The following is a 14,143-nucleotide window of genomic DNA, read 5'->3' as shown; positions in this document are numbered from 1 at the left end:
ATAAAAAAGAGTTCAACCTTGTACATCCTTAGATTGAACTCTTTTTTTAAAATCATTAACTTTGTTTGTTATATGCCCATACAGTTAATGGTGCAAATACTAGGACTATTCCTATTCCGAACAATAAAACAGCCCATGCTGTGTTTGAAAATGATCCATTAGCTAAAATTTGACGGACAGCGGTAATCACGTAAGTCATTGGATTCAAGTTTGCAATAATTTGTAATAATTTAGGTAAGGTGTTAATTGGTATAAAAGCATTTGATAAGAATGACAAGAGTAACATTGTCATCAAGGAAATACTTTCGACCATTGTTGCACTTTTAGCAAGAAGTCCAACGAGTGCATATATCCACGAGATAGCCCAACCTATAAATACAGACAATAAAACAATTACCACAATCCAGCCAAAATTAACATTTGGGCGCCATCCCATAAAGAATCCCGTTGTAAGTGATGCAATAGTTGCAATAAGTAGTCTCAAAATATCTGCCAGTAGCTGTCCAGCCAGTGGCGCAATATGATCAATTGGCAATGTCTTAAATCTATCAAAAATACCTGTTTCCATATCTTCTTTGATTTGTGTGCCTGATCCTGATGCTGCTGAAAGAATTGTTTGGGCTAGTATACCTGGAACTATTGTTGGTAAATATGCATAAACGCCACCAGCTATTGCTCCGCCAAACAAATAACCAAACAATATCATGAACATAATTGGCTGTATTAAAACATCCATAAAGTTATCAGGATTATGAAGTGTCTTTAATAAATTTCGATATGCCATTGTATTTATATTTTGAACCACATTAAATCTTGTTCTTTTAATTTCCATCGTAAATATTCTCCTTAATTAGTTTTTTCCTACTGTTAGTGCCATAAATACATCGTCTAGAGAAGGCTCTTTAATAGTTAAATTAGAGATACTAATATTGGCATTCTTTAGCTCTGATAAACCATCAATAGCTTGTTTTGTTTCTTTAAATTTTGTGATGATTGTACTATCTATTAATGTTGGCTCCGAATTCAAATTTTTTTTAAGAATCTCGACAGAACGACCAATATCACTTTTATCCATAATTTTTAAAGACATCGTAGATTCACCATTTTCATGTTTCAATTTATCAGGTGTACCTATTTTTATTAATTTTCCATGATCAATCACAGCTACACGATCTGCCAAATTATCTGCTTCTTCAAGGTATTGTGTAGTCAAAAAAATAGTCGATCCGTCTTTGACCAATCCTCTGATGGTTTCCCACATTTGTAACCGAGTTCGTGGATCCAAGCCGGTTGTTGGTTCGTCCAAAAATATTATTTCTGGTCTCGTAATTAGACTGATTGCCAAATCAAGTCGACGACGCATTCCTCCGGAAAAGTCTTTTATAGATTTGTCAGCACTAGCTTCAAGTGAAAATTCTTTTAATAATTCCTCTGCCCTAACACGTGCCACATCTTTGGAAAGACCATTTAATCTAGAAAATATCATTAAATTTTCCCTTGCAGAGATATCTTCATCCACAGAGGCGTATTGCCCAGTCACCCCAAAAGTTGATCTAGCTTGTTTGCTTTCCTTTTTAATATCATAATCAAAAATAGCTATATTACCTTCTGAAGGTTTTAATAATGTGGTTAACATTCTAAGAATGGTTGTTTTACCTGCTCCGTTAGGTCCTAACAGACCAAATACCTCACCTTTTTTAACTCTAAATGAAACATCATCAACTACTTTTTGCTTGTCGAATATCTTAGTTAAATGATCAACTTTAATAGCAATTTCATCTTGCATTTTAATAGCCTCTTTTTTGTGACATATTAATCAGGTTCACCTGATTAAATAAATTATAAGGTATACCTGACTAATTAGCAAGAATTTAATTAGGGGCACCTGAATTTAATTTCATTTTCGAGTATAATAAATGTTGGAGGATTAAATCGATGGCAAATATAATTAATCAAAGCAAAACAGCAGGTAAATTAGTTGAATTTAGTATGTTACAAAACATTGCAGAAGATGATTCTCAAAGCAAAAATGACTATAAAATGTTATTTCAAGGACAAGGAAAGGTACTATTAGCCCTTTCTGATAATGATAATTTATCGCAAAAAGATTTAGTAGAAAGACTTAATATGACACCTCAATCAGTAGCAGAATTTGTACAAAAATTGGAAAAAAGAGGATTAGTTTCAAAAAAGAAATCATCAACTGATAAACGTGTTACAATCGTGAGCTTGACCGAGAATGGACGTTTAGAAACTGAAAAAGGAAATCAAGTAATTCCTAATTACCTCAAAGCACTAAATGATGAAGAATTAATTCAACTAAATAATATTTTGGATAAAATTAATGATCAAATGTATCATGATATAAAAGATGCAGATCCAACATTACACAATAAATATCATCAAATTATGTTGAATCATGTATTAAATAAGATTCATACCGAGGACAATTGATTCATAATTTTGGATCTAAAAAAAAGAGTTTAACCTATCAAGTTAGGTTGAACTCTTTTTTATTTCTCTCTTCTAAATGCTTCTATCATAGTCCAAGTTAGACTATCAATTGTGTCTTCAGTAGGTTTTTTTTTTCGGCTAAACCACTGAGCTTTAGAAAGTTCATCAGTTTCTAGTTGAATAGCAATATCCTCGTCTACCTCAGCAAAATATCCCGTTAACAATGAATGACTAAACGGCCAAGGCTGACTTCCAAAATATCGGATGTTATGCACAGATAAGCCAACCTCCTCCATCACTTCTCGTCTGACAGTATCTTCAAAAGTTTCACCTATTTCACTATATCCGGAAATTAAGGCATATCTATCATAGCCAGATAAAAATTTAGTAAGTAAAATTTTATCTCCGTTAGTAACACCGACAATAATCGCTGGTGAAATATTTGGATATATCTTTTGATTACAATTTGAACAGTATAAAGCACGTTCTACATCATCAGGTGTAGTTTTAGAACCACATCTTCCACAGAACTTGTTGTTTTCATACCATTCAGCCAATTGTGTAGATGTCGCTCCTACAAAGCTCATCCATTTGGGTTCTAATTTTCTTAAACTTATAAATTTATTATATTGATAGTTATCGTCTTCAGTAATTGGTTCTAACGTTAGGTAAAAAGCTATTTCATCCACAGATAATAAATAGATAAGATTACTCTTTTTAAAATTCCATCTATTTTGTGCCTCAATAACTGTCGGGAATTTCTTATGACTATTCAAAATAACTTGACGATTAGAATAAATGACCACCAAATCATTATCTTTTGGTTTCCTTGCTTCTTCATATTGATTGTTCAATGTCTTCGGTGCAATATCTTGTAACAAAAATAACACTTCCTTTTTAACAGTTAATGTATTGGGTTATTATAATACAAAAAAACACTCAAACAGTTTAGTTGAGTGTTTTTTTATTTTTATGCTACCAATCCATAAACAAGTGCTGCGACTGCTCCACCTGCTAATGGTCCAAATACTGGAACCCAACTGTATGACCAGTCTGAAGCTCCTTTATTTGCTATTGGCAAAATTTGATGTGCAATTCTTGGGCCCAAATCTCTGGCCGGGTTAATTGCATAACCGGTAGTTCCTCCAAGTGAGAAACCAATTGCTGTAATTAAAACACCTACGGCAACTGGATTCATACCACCGGCAAATTGTGTTTTTGAAAATGCTAATAATGCAAATACTAATACAAATGTACCGACAAATTCACTAATAAAGTTAGCTGCATAATTTCTAATTGCAGGTCCTGTTGCAAAAATTCCTAAAATTGTAGCTTCATCTTTTGTTTCTTGCCAGTGTGGGTAGTAGTGAATCCAAACTAGAATTCCTCCTAATAATCCACCCAATACTTGTGCAATAATATATGGCACTACATAACTCCAACTAAATGAACCTGCAATAGCCATACCTAGTGTTACAGCAGGGTTTAAATGTGCTGCACTCATAAAATTAGAACAATATACAGCTATTGTAACTGCAAGTCCCCATCCTAAAGCTATCGCAATCCATCCTGCACCTTCAGCTTTAGATTTTTTCAAACTTACGGCAGCAACAACACCATCACCTAAAAGGATTAACATTGCTGTACCTAAAAATTCTCCAATTAATTGGACCATCAAACTATTATCCATAATTAATTCCCCTTAATTATTTTGATTTATGCTTAAAAGTTCTTGTGGCTTCAACAGCATCTTGCCATCCTGAGTATAAATCTTCAGCACGTTTCTTGTCCATACTTGGTTCGAACAAATCACCTATAGCATAGTTCTGTTTTAAGTCATCTATATCTTTCCAGAAACCTACACCTATACCAGCTAAGAAGGCAGCACCTAAAGCAGTTGTTTCTAGATCTTTAGGCATTTGAACTGGTGTTTGTAAGATATCTGATTGGAATTGCATCAAGAATTTGTTTCTAGCAGCTCCCCCGTCAACTTTCAACGTTGGAATATCAATTCCTGTATCTTTTTCCATTGTTTCAATAACATCCCTTGATTGATAAGCAAGAGCTTGTAGAGTGGCTTTGATAAAGTCATTTCTAGTTGTTCCACGAGTTATTCCAAAGACCGCACCACGAGCTTCAGAGTCCCAATATGGAGCTCCTAGTCCAGTAAATGCAGGAACAACGTATACTTCATCATCATCTGTAGACTCTGTTGCTGCTTTTTCTGAATCAGGTGCGCTTTCAACAAGTTTCATGGAATCACGTAACCATTGAATAGCTGATCCAGCAACAAAAATAGATCCTTCAAGAGCGTAGTTTACTTTCCCATTAATTCCATAACCGATTGTAGTTAAAAGGTTATTGTCTGAAATTTTAGGAGTTTCACCAGTGTTCATAACAATAAAGGCACCAGTTCCGTAAGTATTTTTAACCATTCCTGGATCAAATGCCATTTGTCCAAACAACGCACCTTGTTGGTCACCGATCATTCCAGAAATTGGAACTTCTGATCCAAAGAAATGATAATCCTTAGTTTTACCAAAGTTAGCATCATTAGGCACTGCTTCTGGAAGCATTGCTTCTGGGATATTTAAGATATCTAAAATCTCTTTGTCCCATTTCAATTCATGTATATTGAATAGCATTGTTCTACTTGCATTTGAGTAATCTGTTTTATGTGAAGTTCCACCACTTAATTTCCATAAAATCCATGTATCGATTGTTCCAAATAGAAGCTCTCCTTTTTCAGCTTTTTCTTGAGCTCCTTCAACGTTATCCAAAATCCAACGAATTTTAGTTGCTGAAAAATATGAATCAATAATCAATCCAGTTTTTTCATGAATTAAATCTTCATGACCGTCTTCTTTCAATTTATCTGCAATTTCTGAGGTTTGTCTACTTTGCCAAACAATAGCATTGTAGATTGGCAAACCTGTATTTTTGTCCCAAACTACAGTTGTTTCACGTTGATTGGTTATACCAATACCAGCAATTTGACTTGGTTGAACACCAGATCCTATGAAAGCATTAGCAATTGTTGATAACACGGCATTCCAAATTTCATTTGCGTCATGTTCTACCCAACCAGCTTTTGGGAAATATTGTTTAAATTCACGTTGTGAATCTGTCACTTGATTTCCATTATGATCAAAGATTATGGCACGGGTACTTGTTGTACCCTCATCAATCGCCATTATGTATTTTTCGTCCATGATTTTACTCCTTAAACTTTTGTTAACGCTTTCAATTTATCATACTTACTGAAATAATCCAAATAAATTCGTTGTTTTTTTTCACAAATTTTGTGAAAGAAAAATATTTGTGACATTATTTTTAATTTATTGATAATAATGGTATTTCTACGTTCACTAACAGATATTAAAATTAACAAATTCACAAGTTTTGTGCTGCTATTATTTCCTTAATCAAAATAAAAAAAAGATACTATTCAGTATCTTTTTTTGAAATTATAATTCTACTTAAAATAAATAAAACTAAACCTGCAAGTGAAATTATGCTACTTAAAACCTGTAATGTGGTCATGTGATATTTAACGGTTAAGTATCCTTTTCCAGACAATTTGACGTTAACCATTCCGTTCTTTTTATTTAAATAAGGAACTGAAGCTGAACCTTTTTCGCCAACGATTGCTTGGTAACCCTTGTAATAAAATTTGGGAATAGTAACGACAGTATTTTTCTTATTTGCATTGAAATAAAATTCTGTTGTTTCATTGTTTATTTTCAAATCATTTATTTTAATTTCAGATTTATTATAAGAAATTTTACGTACCCGTTCTTTTTTAATCAAATGTTTGTATTTTACAGCTTCAGGTAAATATTCTGTACCTGCACCGATTTTATATGAATCTAATTTTTCAAATTCAGAATATGGGTGTTCCCGGTAGTTGGAAACAATAATTGTTCCTTGCGCTAAACCTATTGATAATAGTGACACTACGGTCATAAAAATTGGCAAGAATCTCTTTCTTGAAAATAGGTTCATCTCATCTTTAGCTATCAAATAAACTACAATTAAACTAATTAAAGAGAACATTCTCCAAGGAAATTGCAATACAGATACTGGTGTATTTTTCAATAATTTCCAAGGAAAAAGTGAAGATGAGACTATTAACATCACAGTGGCAAGTATCGTTAAATCTAAATCCTTATGATTTCTTATGTTAAATACTAGATAAACCAACAATCCTACTATAACAACAAATCCTAGATTAACCGTACTTGCATGGAATATTTGATTGGTAAATGAATTAAATAAAATATTTTGAAGTGGTATTGCCCTATCAGAAATTATTATCAATGGATTAGTCGAAACTTGAAATTTTTGCGATTTCATTTGTTCCAATACCGGAACAATGTAAGCAATCATTAAAACTAAAGTAAACATTGCAGCTTTCAAAAGTTGGATTAATGTATCTTTTTTCAAAAAGCTTCTTAAATGTATGATTGCATATATAAAAGCAAACCCAACTATCATTATTAGTGATAGAACATGTGAGTATCCTACCCCTGCGATTGCAAAAGAAATGATAAACCAATTTTTGGTATCACCATCTTTGTATCTAATCAACTCTGCTAAGATCAGTGGGAAAAATGCTATACCTAACAATTCTCCAATATCATGTCTACTCAATAAATCCTGAAGTCTATAAGCACTTAAAAGATATAAAACAGTGAAAATAATATTGTTTTTTTCTGGTAATTTTAATCTTTTACCTGCAAAATATGTAATCCAAAATGTCAGTAAATTTACAAAAAATAGTAAAAATAAGTATGAAACTGTTGCACTTGAGGTAATTAAATACACAAAAGCTGCTGGATACAGGAATATATTTGGATAAAATAGACTTGCTGCATAGCCATAACCGCCAGCAAAGAAATTATCAACTCGTGGTGACATTATTCCGTGCTTCCAAGCATCTACTATTGCGTACATTCTATCTAGGTGAAAATGATAATCCCCTGTAGCAAACACGTGTCCTGGTATCCATTCAAATGAAAGAACTATCAGAAAACTTATTAATATAGAAAATACTATCAAGCTACTGATATTATCTAACTTCAGAAATTTCTTTATATTTTTTTTAATCATATTACACCCATTTAATTAGAATATTAACTATACTACTAATAGTATCAAACTTTAATTTTGACTAAAACCAATTATTTATTATTAAATAATATAAATAAACAAATTTTATTATTAATAATTTAGAGGAGGAAATATTATGTTCCTAGCTGTGAAAGAAATTCTTCATGAAAAATTGAGATATTCGTTGATTATTTCTATGTTTGTTCTTATAGGTTACCTAATATTTATCCTAACTGGACTAGCACAAGGTCTTGCTGGCCAAAATACAGAGGTATTAGATACGTGGGGTGCAAGAAGTATCCTACTAAATAAAGATTCAAATACGAATATTAGTCAGTCCATGATTACAAACGACCAATACAAAAATATCAATATGAATAGTAAAGACGCTTCTGTTGCCCAAATGGGGGTTGTAGTTAAATCAAAAGACCGTAGCCAAGTATCAGGTTCATTCATGGGTATAAAAACTGATGAATTTATCTATAAAGATTTAAAAATTACTGAAGGTAAGAAATCTATAAAAAATAAAGATGTTGTCGTAGATAGTTCTTACAAAAATAATGGCTACAAAATTGGTGACAAAATTAAATTTAATTCAAGTAAAACTGAATTTAAAATTGTTGGATTTACAGAAAATGCCAAATTAAATATTGCACCAATAATATATGGTTCAACGGATAATTGGTCCACATTAAGAGGTATGGGTAATACAGTCGTTGCCAGTGCTGTTATTTCTAAGAATGACAAGGTAAAATTCAGTTCAGATCAATTAAAATCATATCCAATCGGTCAATTTATAAATAAACTACCCGGTTATTCTGCACAAGTTGCAACATTTACTTTTATGATTGCCTTTTTAATGGTCATTTCACTAATTGTAATTACAGTATTCCTATATATTTTAACAATTCAAAAACTTCCTAATTACGCTGTTCTTAGAGCTCAGGGAGTTCCTGCATCTATTCTAGTTAAAACAACCATTTATCAATCACTTATCTTAGTGATAGTTGGTTTATTAGTTGCCGTTATTTTGACAGCCATAACCGGATTGTTAATACCTGCAAGTGTTCCTATATTCTTTGATGTTAAGATGCTTTCTCTAGTTTCACTAGGTATTGTTTTAACTAGTTTACTAGGTTCCCTTATCCCAGTTAGAACTATTCTAAAAATTGACCCTGTATCTATTCTTTAAGGAGGCATTGACATGACAGCTATTAAACTAACAAATATAAATAAATATTTTGGTTCTGGCACTAGTAAAGTTCACGTTCTAACTGACATAAACTTTTCAGCAGAAAGAGGAGAATTAATTGTTGTAATAGGGCCTTCTGGATCAGGAAAAAGCACCTTTTTAACTATAGCGGGTGGATTGTTAACTCCTAGCTCTGGTCAAGTAGAAATAGAAGGTAAATCTGTTGGAAATCTCAGTGATTCGCAAAGAGATGCCTTAAGACTTAACAACATCGGATTTATCTTACAAAAGTATAACCTGGTGCCATACCTAACTGTAAGTGAACAATTTGAGCTAGTGGATAAAATTAAAAAAGATAATAATTTTTCTAAAGATAATTTGCTAGATTTACTCAAAAAATTGGGAATTGAAAAATATGTTAATAAATATCCAAACGAATTATCCGGTGGTCAAAATCAACGTGTTGCAATTGCACGTGCACTATACGCAAATCCAGATATCGTACTAGCTGACGAGCCAACTGCTTCGCTGGATTCTGAAAAAGTAATCGAAGTTGGTAGCCTTCTTAAAGATCTTGCTGTTGAGCAAAATAAGGCGATAATCATTGTTACACATGATCAAAGACTTATGGAATTTGCTGATAAAACATATGAAATAATGGATGGAAAAATTTCACTAAAATAAATATATAACTTCTTCATTCAATTAGTATTTGCTAAAATGAAACCATATTGGAGGAAATATTATGAAAAATTTGAAGAAGTTAGCTATTTTATCATCCTTAATTGTTGCCTCAGCAACGATTGCAATTACACCAAGTGTTACATTAGCTGCAAAGGACAAAGATTCAGTCAGCTCACTTGTCAAGAATGCTTCTGGAAAGAATCCGCTTATATTCTCTCATCGTGGAACACCTGATAATCAACCAGAACATAGTTATGCAGGATATAATGAAGCTATCAAAAACGGTAGTAAATTTATAGAGCAAGATGTTTGGCTAAGCAAGGATAATGTCCTATATGTGTCACATGACAACAATTTGAAACGTACTACGGGGAAAAATATTAACATCAGTGAATCTACATCAGATGAACTAAAAAACGTTAAATTACGTAATGGTGAATCAATCCATAAACTTTCTGATGTCTTCAAAAAATATAAAAAAACAACCCACTATATTATTGAATCAAAAAAAGGTGATGGAGAACTCGATAATACTGAAGATCAACTAGCCAAAACACTGAATAAATATAAAATGAATAGTAATGTTATCATTCAAGACTCCGATCTAGATGCCTTAAAACAACTCCATAAAAAAGATGAGCAAAAGAACGTCCCTACTCTTTGGTTGATGGAAGCATCAAGCGAATCTGATTATCTAATCCAATTTGAACATGCACCTAAGTTTTTAACATTTATCTCTCTTGACCAAGAACAATACACTGATAAAATTGCCAAAAAAGCTCATGATAGAGGGTTTAAAACAAACGTCTACACAGTTGCTACTTATAACGATAATTACAATGCTATAAAGCAAAACAAAGTTGATAGTTTGTTTACTAATAACACAAAAGAAACAATGAAATTTGTTAAATAAAAAAAGATCTGACAATTGTCAGATCTTTTTTTATTTATAAGCGATAGTATTTATTGACAGGATGAGAATTAAATTCTATAATTGGACTATACCGATTTAAGAGGAGCAAAAACATGAAATTAATTATTACAAACGACAAAAAAGAAGGAAGTAAAGTAGCTTTCGATCTTATTAAAGAATCTATGAACAAAGGCATCAAGACATTAGGTCTTGCTACAGGTAGCACCCCCGTTGATCTATACAAAGAGATGACAAATAGTGATCTTGATTTTTCTCATATGACATCAGTTAACCTTGATGAATATGTTGGATTAGCTCCCGAAGACACTCAAAGTTATCGTTACTTTATGCAAGATCATCTATTTAATCAAAAACCTTTTGCTAAAACATTTGTTCCTAATGGACTTGCTAAAAATGCTGATGAAGAAACAGCACGTTATAATAAAGTGATTGAAGACAACCCTATTGATTTACAAATTTTGGGTATTGGTAGAAATGGTCATATTGGTTTTAACGAACCAGGTTCTTCTTTCGATGAACAGACTCATAAAGTTGCCCTTACTGAATCTACAATTGAAGCAAATTCAGTTTACTTTGAAAACAAAAATGATGTCCCAAGATATGCTTATTCTATGGGGATTGCATCTATTATGAAGAGTAAAGAAATTATCCTTATGGCTTTTGGAAAGGATAAAGCAGAAGCTATTAAAGGTATGGTTGAAGGACCTGTTACAGAAGATTTACCTGCTTCTGTTTTACAAACAAAAGATAATGTAATAGTAATTATTGATAAAGATGCAGCAAGTTTACTAAGTCCTTCTTCTGTAGAAGAAAATAAATAACCACAAAAAAAGCCAATAGATATTAATCTATTGGCTTTTTTATTATCTCAACATCGTCTTAGTAGCACGTGCCATAACTTTAGGATCTTTTTCATAATGATGAACAGGTGTTAACTGTGCTTCTGAAATTCCTAAGAACTTGTATACAGCGATTTGTGCAGCTCTAAATGAATATTGTTCTGTAAATACCATATCAAATGGCATTTCACAGAATTGACTAACAAATGCTAAATTCTTGCTATGAGTAGGAACTACTGCTGGTCTATCACCTACTGCACGTTGATTAAATAAAGCACTTGCATATGGCATATGAACAGGTATTACATTGATAATACTATCCATAATCTCATCTTTGTGATTCATAATATTGTCTTTACTTGGATCAACTTTTGAAAGGTGTCCCAAAAGTTCTTCTAGCATCTCTTGGCCAGTCATTTCTATGATAGGTTTTTGAACAAAATCACCATTTCTACGTGGATACATGAAATAGCCCCAGAATACTGATTCATTAGGTTTTTGTGCTTTGAAATGTGGTTGATGATGTACAACAATTGATAGTAAAGCTGTACTATCAATAAATGTATTCAAGGCATTACCTGGCTCTTGCTGAGTAATTCTTGAAATTTCTTGTACAAGTTTATGATCATCAGTTGTAACAGTGAAACTTAACCATTCACTTTGAGTGCGATCATTAAAGAATTTGTCAGGATTACCTAGAGAGTAGAACTTACTTGCAGCCTTTTTCCAAAGTTCAGCACTAGGAGCATATTCCATATTTTCTTTGACCGGAGTATTGATATCACCAATTGATGAGCTATCAGTAATTGATCCATTAGTATCAAATACCATGTCATCTTCTTCAACTGCTACCTCGGATACCTCATCGTTGGTTACATTTTGCATAATCAATTTTGTAACAATAATATCATCCATTAGCGGAGTATCTTTGAATTCTAAGTCAGTGACTTTCATATTATTTACAAAAGTTACACCGCGATCCTCAAGATACCTTCTCATAGGCAAAATAATACTCTCATATTGGTTGTATGGTGTTCTTGTTACACCTTCCAAAGTATTAATACGACTAAATTCTAGTATCATTCTATTCATATAACGTCTTAATTCCATTGCAGAGCTAGCGCGTTTGAATGCAAAAGTAGTTTGCCACATGTACCAAAAGTTAGTTTGGAAAAAGGTTGGACTTGTCTGGAACCATTCAGCAATACTAATATTATTTAATTTTTCTTCATCTTTTTCAGGCATCAACATTAATTTAGATAATAAAACACGATCTTTATTACTAAATTGCATATGTTTATAATCATCTTTCCCACCCTTATTACGAGGTCCATTACTGTCAATTAAACGACCAACATCATGTGTAGGATGTGCGTGATCAAAATTCAAAATATCGTCAGTAACAGTTTGTCCTGGATTATCTAATGACGGAACAGATCTCAAAAGATCCCATAAGTTTTCATATGTTTCTTCGTTCAACATACGTCCACCCTTTGCTAGGAATCCTTTATTATTAGAAAGTTTTGGATTACTGTACTCAGATTCATATGCAGCAACCGTATTACCATCATTGGCTCCATGTGTCTCCAAACCATACATAGTGATTTGTTCTCCTTTGAAGCCACCATCTCTAATCAAATATATACCAGCTGCCAAATTTCCTATACCAGTACCAATCATATATGCTTTACGTGTCATAACAAAATCCTCCGTTTCTACACCTTTAGTTAACCACCACTCTAACATCTTGTAAATGTTTTCACATATAAAATTATTAAAAAATCATAAAATATTGATTTTATTTTTGAATAGTAAACAAAAAAAGAACTCCATTCGGAGTTCCTTTTAAAATGTTTCTTCAGACCATTTTTTTATTTGCTTTCTAAACTCTTCAAATTCCTTGATATTATTTACATCTGGAATTGTTCCCATAAGAACATTTGGAGTTTGTTTAGAGTGATCACCATGTTTTTGAAGAACAACAATAGATTTTTGTGCTTCTTTTGAAGTAAAAAGATTATTAGGTAGATCAAGCACTGCTTGCAAGTACACACTCTTGACCATCCAACTAGACAATATCTTTGCTTCTTCAGTTTGAAAAATTTGTGAAGGAACAATAAAAATTCCTACACCATCATCATTTAGATTATCCATAGTTTGTTCAATTAAGAGATGGTGCGCGTATGAATGACCTGATTCTGATTTTGTTTCGAATTTAATGGCATTATCATCAACTGGATAATAACCAACAGGTAGATCAGCAATAGCTAACTGAATATCTTCTATTGGCCAATCAGCAATTGCGTCCTGTAAATACGCTTCCAAGTTGATATTCAATACTTCACCGAATACTTTGGTAAGTGACAGAAGACTCTCGTCATTATCAATGGCTGCTGCATTTACATTAATATCCATCGCAAGTTTTAACTGATGAATAAATTCAATTAAAAGATTTCCTGTTCCTACAGTAGGATCAATAATATTAAGTTCTTTAACATCTAGTTTTTTAATAATCTCATACCCAATCACACTTGAAATTAATCCGATAGTATCTGGTGTCATTAACTTGTTAACTTCAGTCTTATCTGAGCGTTGTGATTTAATAATTGAAATCGTGATAGCTTGTTTCAATTGTGTCTGCGTCAGATTAATATCTGACATTTTTTTGTATATATCATTTAACTTTTGAACTGTTTCTTCATTTGGAGCACCATTTTCAACAAATACTTCTTTATTTGCTATATTATTTAAATTTTCTGATAAAGCATCAACATTAGAAGAAGACAGTGATTCCTTTAAAAGAGCTGTGGATTCATCTAATAAATCAAAATATTGTTGTAGTGCTTGATTTTCTGCCATTACTCTACCTCTTTTAATAAACTAGAAGTAAATTCTACAGATAAATGTTGTTTAATTCAAGTATTCTAA

At 32.3% G+C, this 14,143-nt stretch carries 13 protein-coding genes; 5 read left to right on the top strand and 8 right to left on the bottom strand.

Annotation, left to right across the window (positions count from 1 at the left end; all coding sequences use genetic code 11):
• Positions 1-55: 55 nt before the first annotated feature.
• The gene (locus EKN01_RS01815) at positions 56-832 is read right to left on the bottom strand and encodes an ABC transporter permease (RefSeq protein WP_129044726.1); all 777 of its coding nucleotides are present in this window, start codon (positions 830-832) and stop codon (positions 56-58) included.
• Between the two features lie 18 nt (positions 833-850).
• The gene (locus EKN01_RS01810) at positions 851-1,786 is read right to left on the bottom strand and encodes an ATP-binding cassette domain-containing protein (RefSeq protein ID WP_129044725.1); all 936 of its coding nucleotides are present in this window, start codon (positions 1,784-1,786) and stop codon (positions 851-853) included.
• A 149-nt stretch (positions 1,787-1,935) separates the two neighbouring features.
• Between EKN01_RS01810 and EKN01_RS01805 the strand changes: the two genes are divergently transcribed.
• A complete protein-coding gene (locus EKN01_RS01805; protein WP_129044724.1) occupies positions 1,936-2,454 on the top strand; it encodes a MarR family winged helix-turn-helix transcriptional regulator in 519 nt (172 codons plus the stop codon).
• A gap of 59 nt (positions 2,455-2,513) precedes the next feature.
• Here EKN01_RS01805 and nudC read toward each other — a convergent pair whose 3' ends face one another.
• The 4 genes from nudC to EKN01_RS01785 all read right to left on the bottom strand — a co-directional run bounded on the left by nudC (position 2,514) and on the right by EKN01_RS01785 (position 7,566).
• Entirely contained in the window at positions 2,514-3,335 is an 822-nt protein-coding gene (gene nudC / locus EKN01_RS01800; RefSeq protein ID WP_129044723.1) for an NAD(+) diphosphatase, read from the bottom strand.
• Positions 3,336-3,424: 89 nt separating this feature from the next.
• Positions 3,425-4,144, bottom strand: a complete 720-nt coding sequence (locus EKN01_RS01795) for an MIP/aquaporin family protein (RefSeq protein WP_099974525.1) — start codon at positions 4,142-4,144, stop codon at positions 3,425-3,427.
• A gap of 16 nt (positions 4,145-4,160) precedes the next feature.
• Positions 4,161-5,666, bottom strand: coding sequence for a glycerol kinase GlpK (gene glpK / locus EKN01_RS01790; RefSeq protein WP_129044722.1), 1,506 nt, complete (start codon positions 5,664-5,666; stop codon positions 4,161-4,163).
• A 232-nt stretch (positions 5,667-5,898) separates the two neighbouring features.
• A complete protein-coding gene (locus EKN01_RS01785) occupies positions 5,899-7,566 on the bottom strand; it encodes a glycosyltransferase family protein (RefSeq protein ID WP_129044721.1) in 1,668 nt (555 codons plus the stop codon).
• Between the two features lie 136 nt (positions 7,567-7,702).
• Between EKN01_RS01785 and EKN01_RS01780 the strand changes: the two genes are divergently transcribed.
• The 4 genes from EKN01_RS01780 (at position 7,703) to nagB (ending at position 11,197) form a co-directional block, all read left to right on the top strand.
• On the top strand, positions 7,703-8,758 hold the full coding sequence (locus tag EKN01_RS01780) for an ABC transporter permease (RefSeq protein ID WP_129044720.1): 1,056 nt from the start codon (positions 7,703-7,705) through the stop codon (positions 8,756-8,758).
• A gap of 12 nt (positions 8,759-8,770) precedes the next feature.
• Positions 8,771-9,442, top strand: coding sequence for an ABC transporter ATP-binding protein (locus EKN01_RS01775; RefSeq protein WP_129044719.1), 672 nt, complete (start codon positions 8,771-8,773; stop codon positions 9,440-9,442).
• A gap of 61 nt (positions 9,443-9,503) precedes the next feature.
• Positions 9,504-10,355 carry a glycerophosphodiester phosphodiesterase gene (locus EKN01_RS01770; RefSeq protein WP_129044718.1) on the top strand — a complete coding sequence of 284 codons (852 nt, stop codon included), beginning with the start codon at positions 9,504-9,506 and terminating at the stop codon, positions 10,353-10,355.
• A gap of 113 nt (positions 10,356-10,468) precedes the next feature.
• Complete coding sequence (gene nagB, locus EKN01_RS01765) at positions 10,469-11,197, top strand: glucosamine-6-phosphate deaminase (protein WP_129044717.1); 729 nt, start codon at positions 10,469-10,471, stop codon at positions 11,195-11,197.
• Positions 11,198-11,239: 42 nt separating this feature from the next.
• Here the strand turns inward: nagB and EKN01_RS01760 are convergent, their stop codons facing one another.
• Complete coding sequence (locus EKN01_RS01760; RefSeq protein WP_129044716.1) at positions 11,240-12,913, bottom strand: oleate hydratase; 1,674 nt, start codon at positions 12,911-12,913, stop codon at positions 11,240-11,242.
• A gap of 147 nt (positions 12,914-13,060) precedes the next feature.
• Positions 13,061-14,074, bottom strand: a complete 1,014-nt coding sequence (locus EKN01_RS01755) for a class I SAM-dependent methyltransferase (protein ID WP_099974513.1) — start codon at positions 14,072-14,074, stop codon at positions 13,061-13,063.
• Between the last annotated feature and the right edge of the window lie 69 nt (positions 14,075-14,143).

It is taken from the genome of Companilactobacillus metriopterae, from assembly GCF_004117915.1.
GTDB classification, from domain to species: domain Bacteria; phylum Bacillota; class Bacilli; order Lactobacillales; family Lactobacillaceae; genus Companilactobacillus; species Companilactobacillus metriopterae.
This window is presented reverse-complemented; position numbering and strand designations above follow the sequence as displayed.

Excerpts from the sequence above, each read along its gene's own strand:
- EKN01_RS01760 (WP_129044716.1), bottom strand. The coding sequence starts at position 12,913 with ATGACACGTAAAGCATATATGATTGGTACTGGTATAGGAAATTTGGCA.
- glpK (WP_129044722.1), bottom strand. The coding sequence starts at position 5,666 with ATGGACGAAAAATACATAATGGCGATTGATGAGGGTACAACAAGTACC.
- nagB (WP_129044717.1), top strand. The coding sequence starts at position 10,469 with ATGAAATTAATTATTACAAACGACAAAAAAGAAGGAAGTAAAGTAGCT.
- EKN01_RS01770 (WP_129044718.1), top strand. The coding sequence starts at position 9,504 with ATGAAAAATTTGAAGAAGTTAGCTATTTTATCATCCTTAATTGTTGCC.
- EKN01_RS01775 (WP_129044719.1), top strand. The coding sequence starts at position 8,771 with ATGACAGCTATTAAACTAACAAATATAAATAAATATTTTGGTTCTGGC.
- EKN01_RS01785 (WP_129044721.1), bottom strand. The coding sequence starts at position 7,566 with ATGATTAAAAAAAATATAAAGAAATTTCTGAAGTTAGATAATATCAGT.
- EKN01_RS01780 (WP_129044720.1), top strand. The coding sequence starts at position 7,703 with ATGTTCCTAGCTGTGAAAGAAATTCTTCATGAAAAATTGAGATATTCG.
- EKN01_RS01815 (WP_129044726.1), bottom strand. The coding sequence starts at position 832 with ATGGAAATTAAAAGAACAAGATTTAATGTGGTTCAAAATATAAATACA.
- EKN01_RS01810 (WP_129044725.1), bottom strand. The coding sequence starts at position 1,786 with ATGCAAGATGAAATTGCTATTAAAGTTGATCATTTAACTAAGATATTC.
- EKN01_RS01805 (WP_129044724.1), top strand. The coding sequence starts at position 1,936 with ATGGCAAATATAATTAATCAAAGCAAAACAGCAGGTAAATTAGTTGAA.
- EKN01_RS01755 (WP_099974513.1), bottom strand. The coding sequence starts at position 14,074 with ATGGCAGAAAATCAAGCACTACAACAATATTTTGATTTATTAGATGAA.
- EKN01_RS01795 (WP_099974525.1), bottom strand. The coding sequence starts at position 4,144 with ATGGATAATAGTTTGATGGTCCAATTAATTGGAGAATTTTTAGGTACA.